General features: G+C 71.1%; 11 protein-coding genes, 1 tRNA gene and 2 pseudogenes. 4 read left to right on the forward strand and 10 right to left on the reverse strand.

Going from position 1 to position 19,894, the window contains the following annotated elements; all coding sequences use genetic code 11:
- Positions 1 to 98 precede the first annotated feature (98 nt).
- The 4 genes and pseudogenes from ACWC09_RS13350 to ACWC09_RS13365 all read left to right on the forward strand — a co-directional run.
- A pseudogene (locus ACWC09_RS13350) lies at positions 99 to 319 on the forward strand (amino acid transporter); the annotation flags it as partial.
- Between the two features lie 94 nt (positions 320 to 413).
- Positions 414 to 749 carry an ArsR/SmtB family transcription factor gene (locus ACWC09_RS13355; protein ID WP_450850649.1) on the forward strand — a complete coding sequence of 112 codons (336 nt, stop codon included), beginning with the start codon at positions 414 to 416 and terminating at the stop codon, positions 747 to 749.
- Positions 749 to 1,462 carry a cation transporter gene (locus tag ACWC09_RS13360; protein WP_450850774.1) on the forward strand — a complete coding sequence of 238 codons (714 nt, stop codon included), beginning with the start codon at positions 749 to 751 and terminating at the stop codon, positions 1,460 to 1,462. The genes ACWC09_RS13355 and ACWC09_RS13360 overlap by 1 nt, the downstream gene beginning before the upstream one ends.
- Positions 1,463 to 1,729: 267 nt before the next feature.
- Positions 1,730 to 1,972: pseudogene (locus tag ACWC09_RS13365) on the forward strand (arsenate reductase ArsC); the annotation flags it as partial.
- 443 nt (positions 1,973 to 2,415) lie between these two features.
- On the opposite strand, the gene ACWC09_RS13370 reads toward ACWC09_RS13365, so the two are convergent.
- The 10 genes from ACWC09_RS13370 to ACWC09_RS13415 form a co-directional block, all read right to left on the reverse strand.
- Positions 2,416 to 2,489, reverse strand: a tRNA-Thr gene (locus ACWC09_RS13370).
- A gap of 165 nt (positions 2,490 to 2,654) precedes the next feature.
- Positions 2,655 to 4,244 (reverse strand): alpha/beta hydrolase, encoded by a 1,590-nt coding sequence (locus ACWC09_RS13375; protein WP_450850650.1) that lies wholly within the window; start codon positions 4,242 to 4,244, stop codon positions 2,655 to 2,657.
- A 172-nt stretch (positions 4,245 to 4,416) separates the two neighbouring features.
- Complete coding sequence (locus tag ACWC09_RS13380) at positions 4,417 to 5,622, reverse strand: DNA polymerase III subunit delta' (RefSeq protein WP_450850651.1); 1,206 nt, start codon at positions 5,620 to 5,622, stop codon at positions 4,417 to 4,419.
- A gap of 108 nt (positions 5,623 to 5,730) precedes the next feature.
- Positions 5,731 to 9,030, reverse strand: a complete 3,300-nt coding sequence (gene tmk / locus ACWC09_RS13385) for a dTMP kinase (RefSeq protein WP_450850652.1) — start codon at positions 9,028 to 9,030, stop codon at positions 5,731 to 5,733.
- 146 nt (positions 9,031 to 9,176) lie between these two features.
- Entirely contained in the window at positions 9,177 to 11,987 is a 2,811-nt protein-coding gene (gene topA, locus ACWC09_RS13390; RefSeq protein ID WP_450850653.1) for a type I DNA topoisomerase, read from the reverse strand.
- A gap of 293 nt (positions 11,988 to 12,280) precedes the next feature.
- A complete protein-coding gene (locus ACWC09_RS13395) occupies positions 12,281 to 12,478 on the reverse strand; it encodes a hypothetical protein (RefSeq protein WP_450850654.1) in 198 nt (65 codons plus the stop codon).
- Between the two features lie 120 nt (positions 12,479 to 12,598).
- The gene (locus ACWC09_RS13400; protein ID WP_450850655.1) at positions 12,599 to 14,797 is read right to left on the reverse strand and encodes a serine/threonine-protein kinase; all 2,199 of its coding nucleotides are present in this window, start codon (positions 14,795 to 14,797) and stop codon (positions 12,599 to 12,601) included.
- Between the two features lie 180 nt (positions 14,798 to 14,977).
- Positions 14,978 to 16,507, reverse strand: coding sequence for a DUF7059 domain-containing protein (locus ACWC09_RS13405; protein ID WP_450850656.1), 1,530 nt, complete (start codon positions 16,505 to 16,507; stop codon positions 14,978 to 14,980).
- Between the two features lie 43 nt (positions 16,508 to 16,550).
- Positions 16,551 to 17,150 carry a small secreted protein gene (locus ACWC09_RS13410; RefSeq protein WP_450850657.1) on the reverse strand — a complete coding sequence of 200 codons (600 nt, stop codon included), beginning with the start codon at positions 17,148 to 17,150 and terminating at the stop codon, positions 16,551 to 16,553.
- 220 nt (positions 17,151 to 17,370) lie between these two features.
- Entirely contained in the window at positions 17,371 to 19,779 is a 2,409-nt protein-coding gene (locus ACWC09_RS13415) for a sodium-translocating pyrophosphatase (protein WP_450850658.1), read from the reverse strand.
- Positions 19,780 to 19,894: the final 115 nt, after the last annotated feature.

The following is a 19,894-nucleotide window of genomic DNA, read 5'->3' on the forward strand; positions in this document are numbered from 1 at the left end:
ATGGATCCGCGGCGGTCGAGTTCCAGCTCGCGCAGACCGCGCAGCACGGCGTTGGCCGCACCCGCCAGGATGTCGCACTCGATCGCGTCGCCGTCCTGGCGGCCTTGAAGATCGGCGCGATCTCGCTCCTCCTGGTGCTGGGCGCCCTCGCGATCCTCGGCGCGCTGCCGGACACGCACGCTCCGGGAGCGGCGAACCTCACCGGGTCGGTGGCTTCCTGCCCCACGGCACGAACGGCATGGTCGTCGGCCTGCTCACCTCGGTCTTCGCCTACGGCGGTCTGGAGACGGTCACCATCGCCGCTGCCGAGTCCGAGCACGAGCCCGTTCCAATGGACCACGTTTCCGTGTCCAGTTGGGCCCCCTTGCCGATTCACGGTTTTCTGAATTCAGGGAGTCTTGTACTGTCAGGGGGTGCTGACTGTTGCCTCCGACATCGACGTGCTGGCCCGGTTCGGCCGCGCGCTCGCCGACCCGATCCGCTGCCGCATCCTGCTCGCGCTGCGCGAGGCCCCGGCCTACCCAGCCGATCTCGCCGACACGCTCGGCATCTCGCGCACCCGGCTCTCCAACCACCTCGCATGCCTGCGCGACTGCGGCCTGGTCGTCACCATGCCCGACGGCCGGCGCACGCAGTACGAGCTCTCCGACGAACGCCTCGGCCACGCGCTGGACGACCTGCGTGCCGCTGTGGTGGCTGTCGAGACCGACCGCACCTGTGCCGACGCCGACGAGAAGGGCTGCTGCTGATGGCCGCGATATCCCTCTGCCCTTCTCCGGCCCGCCGGGACGCGCTCGCCCGTCGGATACGTCTGCTGGTCACGGCGACCATCACCTACAACGTCATCGAGGCGATCGTCGCCATCACTGCCGGCACCCTCGCCTCCTCCACCGCCCTGGTCGGCTTCGGCCTCGACTCGGTCATCGAGGTCTCCTCCGCCGCCGCGGTGGCCTGGCAGTTCTCCACACGTGAGCACGCCGTGCGCGAGGCGCGGGAGAAGACAACGCTGCGGATCATCGCACTGTCGTTTTTCGCGCTCGCCGCCTACGTCACTGTCGACGCCGTCCGCGCGCTGACCGGCACGGGGGAGGCGGAACGCTCCATCCCCGGCATCGTGCTCGCCGCCCTCTCGCTCGCGGTAATGCCGTTCCTGTCAGCAGCCCAACGCCGCGCGGGCCGTGAACTCGGCTCCGCCAGCGCGGTCGCCGACTCCAAGCAGACCCTGCTGTGCACCTACCTCTCGGCCGTGCTCCTGGTCGGCCTGGTCCTCAACGCCACCCTCGGCTGGTCCTGGGCCGATCCCATCGCCGCCCTCGTCATCGCCGCCATCGCCACAAAGGAAGGTCGCGACGCCTGGCAGGGCAAGGGCTGCTGCGCACCCTCCGCGGCGGCGGTCCCGGCCATCGGCACTGAGCCGGACGACGCGTGCGGCTGCCGCCCCGGCTGCAATTGCTGCAATTGACCGTCCGTGGAAGCCTGGAGGGTGCCCGGGGTCTGACCGCGAGACGCCCCGCCGCAGTGATCTACGTCAGCTCACCAGTGCAAGGAGGGCCGCTGCGGCGGAAGCCAGGGCGAGCACGGCGAACAGGCCCCGGATAGCCGCCGAGCGGTCCGGCCAGCGCGGCTCCCGCGAATGGCGCCAGGGCAGACGCGATGGTGCGAGAGGCCAGCAGCCCGGACAGGCGTCCATATGGGGAGTTGCCCCAGCGGTCGGTGACGGCGGTGGCCCGGCATCGACATCTCCCGCGAGTTCGCCAAGCCCTGGACAGACGAGATCGTCCGCGCCGCCGATGTCGTCGTCAGCATGGGCTGCGGCGACGCCTGCCCGGTCTTCCCCGGCAAGCGATATCTCGACTGAACGCTGGACGATCCCGCGAGCAGGACCGTCGACGACGTCCGCCCCATCCGCGACGCCATCGAGCGCCACGTCTGTGGCCTTCTCGACGACCTCGGCGTCCCGGCCCAGCACTGACCACGTGAGGGCACACCTAGGCTCGGCAGCGCGGCCTGGCGCGACAGGGCGGCCGGACTCGCGAGCACCGCGTGCGCGCGGCCGTCTGCGTTCGCTCGACACGTACAGGGCCAGCCTGGAGAAGAACAGGACGAGGGTGCAGCCTCCTCGTCGGACGCCTCCGACGAGGAGGCTGCCCGACGCCATGTTCCCCGTACGTTCCCCATGGCTCACGCAATAGGCCCCCTCGGTCTACTCCCGAGGAGAAAGGCCAGTTCAGAGGCCTGATCCGCAGATCCCGTCACAGAAAGCAAACCACCGACCTACGCATTACCAATACGCAAGGCAATCTGGGCCCCATCTGGCCTTCGCGCGCACCCCATAGCGCATTGGTTTAGACCATGAACCCTTCAAGGGAAAGCAAAAGCCCCAGCTCAGATGCCATCTAACCTGGGGATTCTTTGAGCCGCCTTCGGGATTCGAACCCGAGACCTACGCATTACGAGTGCGTTGCTCTGGCCATCTGAGCTAAGGCGGCGCGCCGTCTGCACTATGGTGCGATCAGCGACGTCGGTAAGTCTACACAGTTTCCGGGGGTGCTCCGACCACGCCCCGGAGGCGGGGCTTCCGGGGCGTGGCGCAGGCGGGATGCAGGCGGGACACAGGGCTGCGAGCAGGGGTTATGTGCAGCGCTCACCCTTCGTCAGGCGCAGCGCTTGCCCTTCGCCGGCGGCGTCCCGCGGAGCAGGAACGTGTCGATCGCCGAGTCGATGCAGTCGCTGCCGCGGCCGTAGGCGGTGTGGCCGTCGCCCTCGTAGGTGAGGAGGCGGCCGGAGGTGAGCTGGTGGGAGAGGGACCGGGCCCAGCGGTACGGGGTCGCCGGGTCTCGGGTGGTGCCGACCACCACGATGGGGGCCGCGCCCCTCGCCTCGATGCGGTGCGGTTCACCGGTGGGCTTCACGGGCCAGTACGCGCAGTTCAGGGACGCCCAGGCAAGGCCTTCGCCGAAGACCGGGGACGCCTTCTCGAAGGACGGCAGCGCCTTCTCGACCTGGTCGGGGGACGAGAAGCCCGACGGCAGGTCCAGGCAGTTCACCGCCGCGTTGGCGAACATCAGGTTCGAGTAGCGGCCGTCGGCGTCACGCTCGTAGTAGCTGTCGGAGAGGACCAGCAGACCCGCCCCGTCGTGCTCCTTCATCGCCGAGGTCAGTGCCTCGCGCAACTGCGCCCACGAGCCCTCGTCGTACATCGCCGCGATCACGCCGGTGGTGGCGAGGGCCTCCCCGAGCTTGCGGCCGTCGGCCTCGCCGGTGGCGATCGGGTGGGCGTCCAGCTTCCTGAAGAACGCGCTGAGGTTCACGCCGACCTGCGCAGGTGTCGTTCCCTTGTGGCCGAGCGGGCAGTCCGGCTGCTGCACGCAGTCCTTCGCGAAGGACTGGAACGCCGTCTCGAAGCCCGCCGTCTGGTCCAGGTTCAGCCGACGCGCGTCGAGGGACGGGTCCATCGCGCCGTCCAGGACCAGCCGGCCGACCCGGTCCGGGAAGAGACCGGCGTACGTCGCCCCGAGGAACGTCCCGTACGACGCCCCCACATACGTCAGCTTCCGGTCCCCGAGCACCGCCCGCAGGATGTCCATGTCCCGGGCCGCCTCGACGGTGGAGACATGCCGCAACAGGTTCGCCGAGTGCGCCCCGCAGCCCTCCGCGAACTTCTTGTACGCGTCGACGAGTTCGTCGGTCTCCTTCCGGTCGTCGGGGGTCGTGTCCGTCTGCGTGTACGTGTCCATCTGGCGGCCGCCCAGGCACTCGACCGGCTCGCTGCGGGCCACCCCGCGCGGGTCGACCGCGACCATGTCGTACCGGGCGCGCACCTCCGCCGGGTAGCCGATGCCTGCGTACTGCTCCAGATAGCCGACCGCCGAGCCGCCCGGCCCGCCCGGGTTCACCAGCAGCGACCCCAGCGGCTTGCCCTTGCCCGTGGCCTTCTTGCGGGCGACGGCCAGCCGTACGTCCCCGTCGCCCGGGTGCGCGTAGTCGAGCGGCGCCTTCATCGTGGCGCACTGGAAGCCGGGGGCACCGCAGCTGCGCCAGCTCAGCTTCTGCGCGTAGTACGGCGCCAGGGAGGACGGTGTCGACTGCGGCAGCGCGGCCAGCGCCACCTCGGCCCGGCCGCTGCCGGAACTGGCCGAACCCGAGGCGGAGCAGGCCGAGACCAGGAGCGCGGCGGTGGCGAGGAGGGCGCCGACGACTCGGGACCGACGGGGGCGAGGGCGAGGGGTGCGCCTGGTGTGCATCTGGCGAGCGTAACTCTGCGCAGTGGATCGAATGCCGTGCGCGCACATCGTGGCTCGTACGAGTTACATGGTCAACCTGCCTTGATGGTCAACCTCGATCGATGGTCAATCCCCGTTGATCGGTGAGCCGGTTGCGCGGGCGCCGTCACTCGCCGGCTCTCTGCGCCCTCGCTCAGCCCGCTCTCAGCGCCATCGTCATCGCCTCCACCGCGAGCAGTGGGGCCACGTTGCGGTCGAGGGCCTCGCGGCAGGCGGCGATCGCCTCGATACGGCGGAGAGTGGCTTCGGGGGAGCCGCCGCGGGCCAACCGCTCCAGCGCGTCCTCGGCGTCCGCGTTCGCCAGGGCGACACGGGTGCCGAGCTGGAGGGCGAGGACGTCGCGGTAGAAGCCGGTGAGGTCGGTCAGGGCGAGGTCGAGGCTGTCGCGCTGCGTGCGCGTACGGCGCCGCTTCTGCTTGTCCTCCAGGTCCTTCATCACGCCCGCCGTACCGCGCGGCATCCGCCCGCCCTGGGATGCGCCCATGGCCGCCTTCAGCTCCTCGGTCTCCTTGCCGTCCATCTCCTCGGCGAGCTGCTTGGCGTCCTCGGCGGCCGCGTCGACGAGTTCCTGGGCGGCCTTGAGGGCACTGCCGATCTCCTCGACCCGCAGCGGCAGCTTCAGCACGGCGGCGCGGCGCTCACGGGCGGCCGGGTCGGCGGCCAGGCGCCGGGCCCGGTCGACATGTCCCTGCGTGGCGCGGGCCGCGGCCGCGGCGACGGCGGGCTCGATGCCTTCCCGTCGTACGAGCATGTCGGCGACGGCGTCCACGGACGGCGTCAGCAGATTCAGGTGCCGACAACGCGAGCGGATCGTCGGCAGCACGTCCTCGATCGACGGCGCGCACAGCAGCCAGACGGTCCGCGGCGCGGGCTCCTCCACCGCCTTCAGCACGGCGTTGGCCGACTTCTCGTTCAGCCGCTCGGCGTCCTCGACCAGGATGATCTGCCAACGGCCGTTCGCCGGCGATGTGAACGACTTCCGTACGGTGTCCCGCATGTCGTCGGCGAGGATCTGCGTGCCGACGGCGGCGACGGTGGTGACGTCGGCGTGCGTCCCGACGAGGGCCGTGTGACAGCCGTCGCAGAACCCGCAGCCGGGGGACCCGCCCAGCGCCCGGTCCGGCGACACGCACTGCAGCGCGGCGGCGAAGGCCCGCGCCGCCTGGTTCCGCCCGGCACCGGGAGGTCCGGTGAACAGCCAGGCATGGGTCATCTTCGACGCCTCGGGCGGCGGTGCGCCGGCCGTGGTGGCGGTGACGAGGGCATCGGCATCCCGAGCAGCGGCACCCAACTGCTCGGCCACCTTCTCCTGGCCCACGAGGTCGTCCCAGACAGTCACAGGTCACCCCGCCCTTTCGTCACGGTTCGTGTTGCGGGATCCATTGTGAAGGCCGGCACTGACAACCGGTCGTGAAGGCCGGCACTGACAACAGAGGGACGGCCGCCGTCAGCCCCGACGCCCTCGCCTGCGCCGTCCGCGATCGTCGTCGTGATCGTCCTCGTGCGGCCCGAGCAACTCGTCGGCCAGCGAAGGCAGATCGTCCAACGGAGTCTCCTCGGCCCAGTCCGATGGAGCCCGCCGCCGAGGCGTCCCCTCGGCATCGACCTGAGGCATCTCCCGCGTACGGTCCTCGGCCCCGTCCGGCCGGCCACCCGCCGCCCGGTCCTCGTCCCGGAAGAACCCGGACGGCACCCGGTCCGAAGGATCCTCACCCCGCACCGGAGGCAACACGGCGGTCTCGTCCTCGGCCCCAGGAGCCACCGGCGGCAACACAGCCGTCTCGTCGGCGGCCCCCGGCACGACGGGTGGCAGCACAGCCGTCTCGTCGGCCGCCCCCGGCACCACCGGAGGCAACACCGCCGTCTCGTCCGCCGCCCCCGCAGGAGCCGGCGGCTGCGGCAGCTGTGTCGTCACCTCCGCGTCGGACCCACCCTCGGACCGGCCGCGGGACCGCGCACCGGCACCACGGCCACGGCCCGCACCGCCGGCCCCGTCCTCGTCGCCCCGAACCGGCCGCAACACGGCCGTCTCCTCCACCGGCCCGCCGGACGCGTTCGTCGGCGTCACCACCGGTGTGGGCACAGTCGCCGCGTCGACCGGCACCGCGGGCGCCGTCGGCTGCTTGGGCCCCGCCTCCGCGGCGGCCGCTGCCTGCTCGGCGAGCCGTCGGGCCTCCTCCGCCCGCAGCAACGCCTCCTCGGCCTTCCGCTGCTTCTCCAGCCGCCGGGCCTCGGCCTCGGCGTGCAGCCGGGCCTCCTCCTCGGCCTGCTTGCGCCGCCGCTCCTCGTCGACCTTGCGGCGGGCCTCCTCCTCGGCGCGCGCCTTCTCCTCGGCGAGCAGCCGCTGCCGCTCCTCCTCGGCCCGCCGGCGCGCTTCCTCGGCCCGCTGCCGGGCCTCCTCCGCCTGCCGCTCGGCCTCGCGCCGCTGCGCCTCCTCCAGTTCGCGCCGCTTGCGCTCCTCCTCCTCGGCGCGCAGCTTGGCGAGCTGCTCCTGGCGCTCACGCTCCAGCCGCTCCTCCTCGGCCTTCCGGGCGGCCTCCTCCTCGGCCTTGCGGCGGGCCTCCTCCTCGGCCTTCTTCCGCGCCTCCTCCTGGGCCTTCACCTCGGCCTCGGACAGCGGCAGCATCTGGTCGAGCCGGTGCCGTACGACGGTGGTGACGGCCTCGGGCTCCTGGCCGGCGTCCACCACCAGGTACCGCCCGGGGTCGGCCGCGGCGAGCGCCAGGAATCCGGACCGCACGCGCGCGTGGAACTCGGCGGGCTCGGACTCCAGCCGGTCCGGCGCCTCGGTGAACCGCTCGCGGGCGCTCTCCGGGGAGATGTCCAGCAGGACGGTCAGGTGGGGCACCAGCCCGTTCGTCGCCCACCGGTTGATACGGGCGATCTCCGTCGGGGACAGGTCACGGCCCGCGCCCTGGTAGGCGACCGACGAGTCGATGTACCGGTCGGAGACGACGACCGCGCCGCGCTCCAGCGCGGGCCGCACCACGGTGTCCACGTGTTCCGCCCGGTCCGCCGCGTACAGCAGCGCCTCCGCCCGGTGCGACAGCCCGGCGCTCGACACGTCCAGCAGGATCGACCGCAGCCGCTTGCCGACCGGCGTCGCGCCCGGCTCGCGCGTCACCACGACCTCGTGGCCCTTGGCCCGGATCCACTCGGCGAGGGCCTCGGCCTGCGTGGACTTGCCGGCGCCGTCGCCGCCCTCCAGGGCGATGAAGAAGCCGTTGGCGGCGGGCACCGTCACCGGGTCGTCGCCGCCGAGCAGCGCGTCCCGCAGGTCGTGCCGCAGCGGCACACCGGAGCGGTCGTCGACCTTGGCCAGCACCAGCGCGGCCACCGGCAGCAGCAGCGCGCCGACCAGCATGAGGGTGAAGGCGGCGCCGCCGTGCGCGAACACGAACCTGCCGTTCTCCAGGCGGTGCGGGCCGATGCCCGCGGCGACGACCGGGGCGATGACCGCGCCGAGCGCCACCGAGACCCGTACGACCGCGTGCAGATGCTCCGTCGTGCGCGCCCGCCGGTAGTCCTCGGCCTCCTGGTCGAGCAGCGTGTGCGCGATGTTGGCGGCCACGCCCGCGCCGGTGCCGGCCAGCCCGACGATCAGCACGACGCTGGTGACGTCCGGGACGAGACCGGCGGCCAGCAGCGCGACGCCGGTGAAGGCGATCGCCAGCGCGAGCAGCCGGCGCCGGGACAGCGCCACCAGCAGCTTCGGCGCCGTACGGATGCCGACGACGACACCGCCGGTCAGCGCGAGCACCAGCAGCCCGAACAGCGTGGGGCCGCCGCCCAGGTCCTTGGCGTGCAGCACGCACACGGCGACGGCCGCGGAGATCGCACCCGCGACGGCCGCGGCGGCGAGCACCAGCAGCGGGATGGCGCCCGTACGGCCCTTGTCGACGCCCGTGCCCGTCTTGGGGCGGCGCAGGCCCTCGAGCGGCGAACGCGCGCGTGGGGTGCGGGTGTCGGGCAGTTCGAGGAAGGTCACGACGGACAGGGACGCGGCGAACAGGCCGGCCGCCACATACGAGGCGAGGGCCGCCTGATGCTGCTCGAACCAGTCGATCCCGGCGCCCAGAAGGTTGTTGAGCAGCGCCGCGACGACGAGCGCGGCGGCAGCCAGGGGGATCGCCACGAAGGTCGTACGGAGCGACAGGCGGCGCAGCGCGTCCATGTGGTCCGGCAGCGGCCGTACCGTCGCGCCCTCCAGCGGCGGGGCGGGCAGCAGCGCGGGCGCGGCGCTCTCGCGGCACACCGTCCAGAAGCGCTCGGCGACTCCGGTCACGAAGGCGGTGACCAGCAGGACCGCCAGCGCGTTGTCCGGCGTCCAGTCGATCCAGAGGGGAGCGACGATCAGCGCGAGGACCCGGACGCCGTCGGCGCCGACCATGGTCCAGCGGCGGTCGAGCGGGCCTTCCTGCGCGGTCAACGAGGTGAGCGGACCGAGGAGTACGGCGCCGAAGAGCAGCGTCGCCAGGATGCGCACCCCGAAAACGGTCGCCACTGCGAACGCCACGCCCCGGTAGTTGCCCCCGAAGGAGCCCTCGACGATGGCCGCCTGGAGGGCGAGGACCACCAGCACGAGGAGGGCGAGGGTGTCGCCGACCGACCCCACGAGGTGCGCGCTCCACAGCCGCCTCAGCTGCGGACGGCTCAGCAGGGCGCGGACGGCGCGCTCGCGGGAGTCCGCGACAAGGGCGTCGTCGGGGGCCGGGTGGTGGGCCGTTGGCTGCTCCGCTCGCGTCATGCTTTCAGCCTATCGGGAGCGACTGACAACCCAGTGCGCGCGCCCGAACGTGCGCACGCCCCGACACCAAAGCGATATCGGGGCGTTCGTTTTGCGAACAGGTGGTGAAGGAGCCGGCCCTCAACAGGCCCGGCCCCGAACCCCCGTCACTCCGTGGCCGTCGCCTTCTTCGCCGCGGTCGTCTTCTTGGCGGTCGTCTTCTTCGCCGCCGTCGTCGTCTTCTTGGCGGCGGTCTTCTTGGCCGCCGTCGCCTTCTTGGCCGGGGCCTTCTTCGCGGGCGCCTTCTTCGCCGTCTTCTTGGCGGGGGCCTTCGCCCGCTTCTCGGCGAGGAGTTCGAAGCCGCGCTCCGGGGTGATCGTCTCGACGCTGTCGCCGGAGCGCAGGGTCGCGTTGGTCTCCCCGTCGGTGACGTACGGCCCGAAGCGGCCGTCCTTGACCACGACCGGCTTCTCGCTGATCGGGTCGGTGCCCAGCTCCTTCAGCGGCGGCTTGGCGGCGGCCCGGCCCCGCTGCTTGGGCTGGGAGTAGATCTCCAGCGCCTCTTCGAGGGTGATCGTGAAGAGCTGGTCCTCGGTCTGCAGCGAGCGCGAGTCGGTGCCCTTCTTCAGGTACGGCCCGTAGCGGCCGTTCTGCGCGGTGATCTCCTGGCCCTCGGCGTCCGCGCCGACGACACGCGGCAGCGACATCAGCTTGAGGGCGTCGGCGAGCGTCACCGTGTCGAGGGACATCGACTTGAACAGCGAGGCCGTACGCGGCTTGACGGCGTTCTTGCCGGTCTTCGGGGTGCCCTCGGGGAGCACCTCGGTGACGTACGGGCCGTAGCGGCCGTCCCGGGCGATGATCTGGTGGCCGGACTCCGGGTCGGCACCGAGCTCGAAGTCGCCGCTCGGCTTGGCGAGCAGCTCCTCCGCGAGCTCGATCGACAGCTCGTCCGGCGCCAGGTCCTCCGGGACGTCCGCCCGCTGGTGGTTCTCGGAGTCCTTCTCGCCGCGCTCGATGTACGGGCCGTAGCGCCCGACCCTGAGCACGATGCCGTTGCCCACCGGGAACGACGACACCTCGCGTGCGTCGATCGCGCCCAGGTCGGTCACCAGCTCCTTGAGACCGCCGAGGTGGTCCCCGTCGCCGTTGCCCGCCTCGGCCGCGCCGCCCGTGGCGGTGCCCTCACCGAAGTAGAAGCGCCTCAGCCACGGCACGGACTGGGCCTGGCCGGCCGCGATGCGGTCGAGGTCGTCCTCCATCCTGGCGGTGAAGTCGTAGTCGACGAGCCGACCGAAGTGCTTCTCCAGGAGGTTGACCACGGCGAAGGACAGGAAGGACGGGACGAGTGCCGTGCCCTTCTTGAAGACATAGCCGCGGTCGAGGATGGTGCCGATGATCGACGCGTACGTCGACGGGCGGCCGATCTCGCGCTCTTCGAGCTCCTTGACCAGGCTGGCCTCGGTGTAGCGGGCCGGGGGCTTGGTGGCGTGCCCGTCGACCGTGATCTCCTCGGCGCTGAGCCGGTCGCCCTCGGCGACCTGCGGCAGCCGGCGCTCGCGGTCGTCCAGTTCGGCGTTCGGGTCGTCGGCGCCCTCGACGTAGGCCTTGAGGAAGCCGTGGAAGGTGATCGTCTTGCCCGAGGCGCTGAACTCGACGTCCCGGCCGTCGGCGGCCGTGCCACCGATCTTGACGGTCACGCTGTTGCCGATCGCGTCCTTCATCTGGGAGGCGACGGTCCGCTTCCAGATCAGCTCGTAGAGCTTGAACTGGTCGCCGGTCAGGCCGGTCTCGGCGGGCGTGCGGAAACGATCACCCGAGGGGCGGATCGCCTCGTGCGCCTCCTGCGCGTTCTTCACCTTCCCGGCGTACGTCCGCGGGGCCGACGGCAGGTAGTCGGCGCCGTACAGCTGCGTGACCTGGGCGCGGGCGGCGGCCACGGCGGTGTCGCTGAGGGTCGTGGAGTCCGTACGCATGTAGGTGATGAAGCCGTTCTCGTACAGCTTCTGGGCCACCTGCATGGTCGCCTTGGCGCCGAAGCCGAGCTTGCGGCTCGCCTCCTGCTGGAGCGTCGTCGTACGGAAGGGGGCGTACGGCGAGCGGCGGTACGGCTTGGACTCGACGGACCGGACGGAGAACCGGGTGTTCTCCAGGGCGGCGGCCAGGGCGCGGGCGTTCGCCTCGTCGAGGTGCAGGACCTGCTCGCTCTTGAGTTGTCCCAGGGAGTCGAAGTCGCGGCCCTGCGCGACCCGCCTGCCGTCGACGGTCCCCAGGCGGGCGACCAGCGACGACGGGTCCGACGGGTCCCCCGCGCGGCCGGTCGCGAAGGTGCCCGTCAGGTCCCAGTACTCGGCGGAACGAAACGCGATGCGCTCGCGTTCCCGCTCCACCACGAGCCGGGTGGCGACCGACTGGACACGGCCGGCCGACAGACGCGGCATGACCTTCTTCCACAGGACCGGCGAGACCTCGTAGCCGTAGAGACGGTCGAGGATGCGGCGGGTCTCCTGGGCGTCGACCAGCTTCTGGTTCAGCTCGCGCGGGTTGGCGACGGCGGCCTGGATCGCGGCCTTGGTGATCTCGTGGAAGACCATCCGCTTGACCGGGACCTTGGGCTTGAGCACTTCCTGGAGGTGCCAGGCGATGGCCTCGCCCTCGCGGTCCTCATCGGTGGCGAGGAAGAGCTCGTCCGAGTCGGCGAGCAGGTCCTTGAGCTTCTTGACCTGGGCCCGCTTGTCGGCGTTGACCACATAGATCGGCTGGAAGTCGTGGTCGACGTCCACACCGAGGCGGCGGACCTCGCCGGTGTACTTCTCCGGCACCTCGGCCGCGCCGTTGGGGAGGTCGCGGATGTGCCCGACGCTCGCCTCGACGACGTAACCAGGGCCGAGATAGCCCTTGATCGTCTTCGCCTTGGCAGGCGACTCGACGATGACGAGTCGGCGGCCGCCGTGTGCGGTCTCGCTGGTCGGGGACAACTTCGCTCTTCTCTCTCCGGTCGACGCTGGGGCCTCCCCAGGCCTACGTCCCGGGGCACAGTCATGGTGACGCTGCGGAGTGTGACGGTACATCCCGCCCCCGTGTCAAACGGGAAAAGCCCACAACGGCCACTCGAACGGTAACCCGAGTCGTGCCATTCCTGCCGCCCGGAGTGGCCAGCGGCATTCCGGGATCATGGGGAAGGCCACCTCTCAATTGCCCTCGGACCAGGTCGTCGATTACCCCCGGACCAGGTCGGCGGGCCTTTGGGAGATCGCGTCGCCGACCGTCGTCACACCCGCCCGAAACACCACACGCCGAGCACGAGAGCACACACGCCGGCGATCACGGCGACGGTGGCGGATGCGACCGGGTTCACACCGAGGGCGACGGGTCGGCGGTGCCGGAGCCGGACGCCGACCCAGACCAGCAGAGCGGCTCCGAACAGGTCGAACACCGTGCCGGTGAAGATCGCCGGGCCGCTCTCCATGGTGGGTCCTTCCGGTGCGGGGTGCCGGGACGGGACGTTCCCACGGGTGGGAGACGCACGGGCGAACAGGGGGTGAATCCCGGGGGCCGGTCCGCCGCGTGCCGCCCCGGCCGAGGCGCATCACGCCGAGCCGGAGGCGGGAGGAGTGGCCTGTCCGGTCTCCTTTCCGCCGTCGGCGGGCTCCAACGTGCAGATCATCGTCGTGAACCCCTGGTTCCAGTACTCCTTCGAAGGCCACCAGCCGGTGATGTACCGCTTCGTGCCCGGCGCCCAGGTCGACTGGAACTTGTTGCTGCAGAGCTTGTCGTGCTCCTTCGTCCCGGTCGCGAAGTCCATGTTCGCCGGAGCCTGAGCGAAGCCGATCACCTGGTCGGTGTGTCCCTGGCCGCAGTCGGTGAGGTAGGTGTGGATCGTGTCCTTGTCCTGCTTGTAGGTGAAGCAGTCGCCGACGCTCATCTGGGCGGAGGACATGTCCACGCCCGCGTCCCGGAACCTCCCGATCTCGCCCCCGATCGGAACATGCCGGCCGAGTACGAGACAGGCCGTACTCCCCTGGGCCACGCCGAACCCCTGCTGTGTGGGCACCACGGCGTAGTACCCCGCGTCCGGGAGGCTCTGCGCCAGCGGTTTGCTCTGGCGAGCGCAGCGGTCCGCTCCGTGATCACGCGCGTCGGCGTAGTCCGCCGCCGAGTCGACGGCGACCACCTGGCCCTCGGGGGTGTCGTCGGCACAGTCCACCACCCCGAGGTTCGGCGCGGACTTGAACGGCTCACCCGTCCAGACCGCCTTGACACAGTCCCCCGCCTGCAAGGCCTTGGTGAGCCCGACCTCCTTGCCGTACACGTAGACCGGCCCGGTCGGGCTGGGCGCGGAGGACGACGGCGACCGGGACGCGGAGGCGCCCGGATGCGCCCCGGAGGTGCTCTTCCTGCCCGTCAGCGAGACCGCTCCCCACACGCCGACACCGATCACCAGGGCGACCGCGGCCACCACGGCGACGACGATCACGGTTCGCCGACGGCGTCCTGGATCGCCGCTGTTCGGTACGACGGTCGGGCTCTGCCCCGGTCCACCCGGGTACGGGGGCGGCGTACCCCCTCCTCCGTACGTCACCGTGGGGCTGCTCGCGTAGGGATTCCAGCCCGGATACGGCCCCGGGCCCTGCGGCCCGCCCGGTGTCTGCGGGGTGTGGGGGGTCTGCGGTGTCCCCGGCGTCTGCGGCCCGACCGGGGCGGCCGGCGGCGCTCCCCCGTACGGCCCGCCCGCGACGTAACCCGCCGGCGCGCCACCCGCCCCGTATCCGGGCGCCGAAGGGGTGTTCGGTGTGCCGCCCTGTGCCGGCGCGCTCGCCACGTATCCCGGCGGCACACCGCCCGGCACGCCTGGCTGCGGAACGCTCCCGACGTACCCCTGAGGCGGGCCGAAGGCCTGCGCGGGCGCACTCGCGGCGGCCTGCTGGAGGACCCGCTCCAGCCCTTGCCGCACCGTCTCCGGCGCCGACCGGCGTGTCGGGTCCTTCACCAGCAACCCGTGGAGCACGGGCGCCAGTTCGCCCGCACGGACCGCCGGGGCCGGCTCCTCGCCGAGCAGGGCCGTGAGGGTGGCGTAGTCGCCGTTGCGGTCGAAGGGGCCGCGGCCCTCGACCGCCGCGTACAGCGTGGCGCCCAGCGAGAACAGGTCGGCGGCCGGGGTGGGCGGCTCGCCACGCGCGCGTTCCGGCGCGAGGTAGCCGGGGGTGCCGAGGATGCCGGCGGTGGCGGTGAGCCGGGGTTCGCGGGACTCGGGCATGAGGGCGATGCCGTAGTCGGTGAGCAGCACGCGCGCGTAGGCGTCGCCCGAAGCGTCGGGCGCCAGAAGGATGTTGGCCGGTTTCACATCCCTGTGGAGGATGCCGATACGGTGCCCCGCCATGAGCGCGTCCAGGACGGCGAGCCCGATCAGGGCCACCCGGTCGGGCGGCAGCGGGCCCGAACTCCGGATCACCGCCTGGAGGTCGACCGCGTCCGGGACGTACTCCATGACGATCCACGGGAGGCCTTCGTGCACCACCACGTCGTGCACCGTCGCCACATGCGGGTGGCCGCGCAGCCGCGCCGCGTGCCGGGCCTCGCTGCGGGCGCGGGCGATGCGCTGCGCGATCTCCTCCCCGTCCGTCGGCACCTCCGGCAGCGCGATCTCCTTGACGGCGACCTCGCAGGCCAGCTCCACGTCGTGGGCGAGCCAGACCCGGCCCATGCCGCCCGCTCCTAGGGTCCGCACCAGCCGGTACCGCCCGTTGATCATCCGGCCTTCGCCGTGCTGCGGCGTCTCACCAGCCATGGTGCCTCCCCCGAGACAGCGCGCCTCCCCCGAGGACGCGTGGAGCCTGTCTCTAGAAAGTAGCGTCGCATGCACCACTGACAGGAGTACTTTTCATCACCAATCCCGTAAATCCCGCCAGATCGGGCACACCGGTGTCAGAGGTACGGGACCGCCCCAGGGGCGACGTGCGGCGCGGGATCACTCGGCCGGCACGAGGAACCCCTGCTCCACCAGCAGCCTGATCTGCGCGGGCGTACGGTCGCGCAGCAACACCGGGTCCTCGCCGATCAGTTGGGCGATCGCGTCCAGGATGCGCCCGGCGCTCAGCGAGCCGTCGCACACGCCCGCGAAGCCCGCGCCGACCGTGTCCACCTTGGTGGCCCGGCGCATCCCACGGTGCTGACGCAGCACCACATGCTCCGGGTCCTCGGCGCCCGGCAGCCCGACCTGCTCCTGCACGACCTCGCCGGCGAGCCGGAAGTGCCCTTCCAGCAAGGCCGCGTCGTCGTGCGCCCGCAGATAGGCGAGGCGGTCGAAGTGCGCCCGTACGGTGTCGCCGAGCGGCTGCTCGACCGGGTGCGGCCACTCCTCCACGGTGATCGAGGGCTCGGCGGCAGCCGTCTTCCGCAGCGTGATCCAGCCGAACCCGACGGCCTTCACCTTGCGCGCCTCGAACTCGTCCAGCCACGCGTCGTACCGCGCCTGGTACTCGGCCGGGTCCCCACGGTGGTCACCGGCATCCCTGAGCCACAACTCGGCGTACTGCGTGACGTCCTGCACCTCGCGCTGCACGATCCACGCGTCGCACCCGCGCGGCACCCACGACCTGAGCCTGTCCTGCCAGTCCTCCCCCTCCACGTGCTGCCAGTTGGCGAGGAACTGTGCGAACCCGCCCTCGCTCAGCCGCTCACCCGCCCCCTGAACGATCGAGCGGCACAGATCGTCCCCGCCCATCCCGCCGTCCCGGTAGGTCAGTCGAGCGCCCGGCGAGATCACGAACGGCGGGTTCGACACGATCAGGTCGTACGTCTCGTCATCGCGGACCGGCTCGAAGAGCGAGCCCTCGCGCAGGTCCGCCGCCGGTGCGCCGGAGAGCGCCAGCGTGAGCGCCGTGATGTGCAGCGCGCGCGGGTTGAGGTCGGTCGCCGTCACGCGCGTGGCGTGCTGCGCGGCGTGCAGCGCCTGGATGCCGGAGCCGGTACCGAGGTCGAGCGCCGAGGAGACCGGCGTACGGACGGTGATGCCGGCGAGGGTCGTCGAGGCGCCGCCGACGCCCAGGACGACGCCCTCGTCCCTGCTGCCGATACCGCCCGCCCCGCCGACCGCGCACCCCAGGTCGGACACGATGAACCAGTCCTCGCCACCGGGCCCGCCGTACGGCCGTACGTCCACGCTCGCGGCCACCTCGTCGGCCCCGGCGCGCACCAGCCACCCGCTCTCCAGAAGGGCGTCGAGAGGCAGCACGCCCTCCACGCGCGCGTGCGGCACGGGCTGCTGCAGCAGGAACAGCCGTACGAGCACCTCCAGCGGCGTGTCCCCACGCGTCGCCCGGAGCGCGGGCACGATCTCGCTGCGCGCCAGCGCCGCGTACGCGGGGGCGCCGAGCAGCTCGAGCAGCCCGTCGGCGGTGAAGGACGCCCGGAGCAGGGCGTCCCGCAGCCGGGCGGCGACATCGGAACGGCCGGAGGCGGGGGCGACGGGCAGGGCGGGGAGGCTGGAGGTACTCACGCCCCCATTGTGGCCGTCAGACGCCGCCGACCGCAGCTCCGCGTCAGCTCGCCGTCGACGAGGACGAAGCGGAGGCGGACGCCGACTTGCAGCTCGCCTGCTTCGACATCGCCTTGCCGACGTCGCCCTCCTCCAGGGTCTTCAGCGCGTCGTTCCCGCTCTGGCTCAGCTTGTCCAGCGAGGTCGCGATGCCCTTGAGGCCGTCGGCGAACTTGGCCTGGTCCTTGATGTTCAGCTTGCCGACCTGCGTCTGCAGCGTGGCGTAGGACGCGGCGATGTCGTTGAGCTCCTTGACCGCGTTCTTCTGCTTCTGCGCCCCGTTGTCGACGTCCGGCGCCCCGGCGTTCTGGACGGCGGCCCCGATCGCCCGGTAGGCGTCGGACATGTCCTGGAAGGCCTGTGCGTCGGTCTTCTGGACGTCTCCCGGCGCGCTGTTGTCCGAGGTCTGCTTCTGGATCGCGGCGTTGGCGGCCTCGATCTTCTTGGCCTGCGGCTGTACGGCGTCGCAGACCTGCTTGGCCCAGGCGTTCAGCTTGTCGTTGTTGTCGTTGCTGCTGCTGCATCCCGACAGCGCCAGTACCAGTACCGCACCGCCGGACAGTGCGGCCGCGAGCTTCTTGTTCACCGGATTGGTCCCTTCCATGGCTCTCGGCCCCGGAACATACACGCCGCACAGACGTCAACCCCATGCCGGGCGTCCACTAGAGACACATTTGGAGCCATTTGCACCAGGCGAGAGAAGGCTCACCGTGAGGCTGCACACACACGCGCCCCACAGACCGGGCACACATGCGAAGGCGGGCGGACGACGCGTCAACACGCGTCGTCCGCCCGCCCCTTGAGCGGTGCTGTCGTAAGACCGCCTACGAAACCACCGCAGGATCGGTCGACTTGGCCACCTGCTCGGTCTTGCCCTCGTCGTCGCCCACGGCGATCCCGCGCCGCTTGGAGACGTAGACCGCCCCGACGATGACGATCAGGGCGAGGACCGCGATCCCGATCCGCACACCGAGGTTCTTGTCGTCGCCGTAGGAGAACTTGATGACCGCGGGCGCGATGAGCAGCGACACCAGGTTCATGACCTTGAGCAGCGGGTTGATCGCGGGCCCCGCGGTGTCCTTGAAGGGGTCGCCGACCGTGTCGCCGATCACGGTGGCGGCGTGGGCCTCGCTGCCCTTGCCGCCGTGGTGGCCGTCCTCGACGAGCTTCTTGGCGTTGTCCCACGCGCCACCGGAGTTGGCGAGGAACACCGCCATGAGCGTGCCCGCGCCGATCGCACCCGCGAGGTACGAGCCGAGGGCACCGACGCCGAGCGTGAACCCGATGAAGATGGGCGCCATCACGGCGAGCAGACCTGGCGTGGCCAGCTCCCGCAGCGCGTCCTTGGTGCAGATGTCCACGACGCGCCCGTACTCGGGCTTCTCGGTGTAGTCCATGATCCCGGGGTGCTCGCGGAACTGCCGCCGCACCTCGTACACCACCGAACCCGCCGACCGCGACACGGCGTTGATCGCCAGCCCCGAGAAGAGGAAGACGACCGCCGCGCCGGCGATCAGGCCGACGAGGTTGTTGGGCTGCGAGATGTCCATCGACAGGGTCAGTGGTGCGCCCGCTCCGGTCAGTTTCTCGCCCACGTCCGCCACGTTCGTGGTGATCGCGTCGCGGTACGACCCGAAGAGCGCCGACGCCGCCAGGACGGCGGTGGCGATGGCGATGCCCTTGGTGATGGCCTTCGTCGTGTTGCCGACCGCGTCCAGGTTGGTGAGCACCTGCGCGCCCGCACCGGTGACGTCGCCGGACATCTCGGCGATGCCCTGCGCGTTGTCCGAGACCGGGCCGAAGGTGTCCATGGCGACGATCACGCCGACCGTGGTGAGCAGACCGGTGCCGGCCAGCGCCACCGCGAACAGCGCCAGCATGATCGACGTACCGCCGAGCAGGAAGGCGCCATAGACGCCGAGGCCGATCAGCAGGGCGGTGTAGACGGCCGATTCCAGCCCCACCGAGATACCGGCGAGGACGACGGTGGCCGGGCCGGTCAGCGAGGTCTTGCCGATGTCCATGACAGGTCGGCGGTTGGTCTCGGTGAAGTAGCCGGTCAGCTGCTGGATCACAGCGGCCAGCAGGATGCCGATCCCCACCGCGACGACCGCGAGGATCCGCGGGTCGCCGTCCTTGGCCCTGATGGCGGCATCGGTGACGCCGTCGAGGTCCGAGTACTTCGAGGGGAGGTAGATGAAGACGGCCACCGCCACCAGGACGAGCGAGATCACCGCGGAGATGAAGAAACCGCGGTTGATGGCCGACATTCCGCTGCGGTCCGAGCGGCGCGGGGCCACGGCGAAGATGCCGATCATCGCCGTGATCACGCCGATCGCGGGCACGATCAGCGGGAAGGCCAGTCCGGAGTCGCCGAAGGCCACCTTGCCGAGGATCAGCGCGGCGACCAGGGTCACGGCGTACGACTCGAAGAGGTCGGCCGCCATGCCCGCGCAGTCGCCGACGTTGTCGCCCACATTGTCGGCGATGGTCGCGGCATTGCGCGGGTCGTCCTCCGGAATGCCCTTCTCGACCTTGCCGACCAGGTCGGCGCCGACGTCGGCGGCCTTGGTGAAGATGCCGCCGCCGACACGCATGAACATCGCGATGAGGGCGGCGCCGAGGCCGAAGCCTTCGAGCACCTTCGGGGCGTCGGCCGCGTACACCAGCACCACACAGGAGGCGCCCAGCAGACCGAGCCCCACCGTGAACATGCCGACGACGCCGCCCGTACGGAAAGCGATCTTCATTGCCTTGTGCGAGACGGCGGTGAGATCCTTTTCCGGCTCACCCTCCGCCGGGGTCGCTTCCCGTGCCGCCGCGGCGACGCGCACATTGCTGCGTACGGCGAGCCACATGCCGATATAGCCGGTGGCCGCCGAGAACGCCGCGCCGATCAAGAAGAAGACGGATCGACCGGCACGCTGATTCCAGTCGTCCGCGGGCAGCAGCATGAGCAGGAAGAACACCACGACGGCGAAAACGCCGAGCGTGCGCAGCTGCCGTGCGAGATAGGCGTTGGCGCCTTCCTGCACGGCCCCCGCGATCTCCTTCATGCTGTCGGTACCCTCGCCCGCCGCCAGCACCTGGCGCACCAGGATGCCCGCGACCACGAGCGCGGCCAGCGCGACGACCGCGATGACCGTCACGATGATCCGGTTGTCGTCGGTCAGTACTGCGGCTGCGAAGGTTGTGGGGTGATCCAACTGATGAGGGGTAGAAAGCCCCGCCATTCGTCCTCCTTGACGCTTGGGCTGAGCTCAAGATGTGGACGGATTCTAGGTACCCGCACCTGATCAAAACAGAGCACGGTAAGCGGAATTAGCCTTCACATGCTCTTCAGCAAAT

It is taken from the genome of Streptomyces sp. NPDC001617 (assembly GCF_053596855.1).

Excerpts from the sequence above, each read along its gene's own strand:
- ACWC09_RS13360 (WP_450850774.1), top strand. The coding sequence starts at position 749 with ATGGCCGCGATATCCCTCTGCCCTTCTCCGGCCCGCCGGGACGCGCTC.
- ACWC09_RS13375 (WP_450850650.1), bottom strand. The coding sequence starts at position 4,244 with ATGCACACCAGGCGCACCCCTCGCCCTCGCCCCCGTCGGTCCCGAGTC.
- ACWC09_RS13410 (WP_450850657.1), bottom strand. The coding sequence starts at position 17,150 with ATGGAAGGGACCAATCCGGTGAACAAGAAGCTCGCGGCCGCACTGTCC.
- ACWC09_RS13395 (WP_450850654.1), bottom strand. The coding sequence starts at position 12,478 with ATGGAGAGCGGCCCGGCGATCTTCACCGGCACGGTGTTCGACCTGTTC.
- ACWC09_RS13415 (WP_450850658.1), bottom strand. The coding sequence starts at position 19,779 with ATGGCGGGGCTTTCTACCCCTCATCAGTTGGATCACCCCACAACCTTC.
- ACWC09_RS13400 (WP_450850655.1), bottom strand. The coding sequence starts at position 14,797 with ATGGCTGGTGAGACGCCGCAGCACGGCGAAGGCCGGATGATCAACGGG.
- tmk (WP_450850652.1), bottom strand. The coding sequence starts at position 9,030 with ATGACGCGAGCGGAGCAGCCAACGGCCCACCACCCGGCCCCCGACGAC.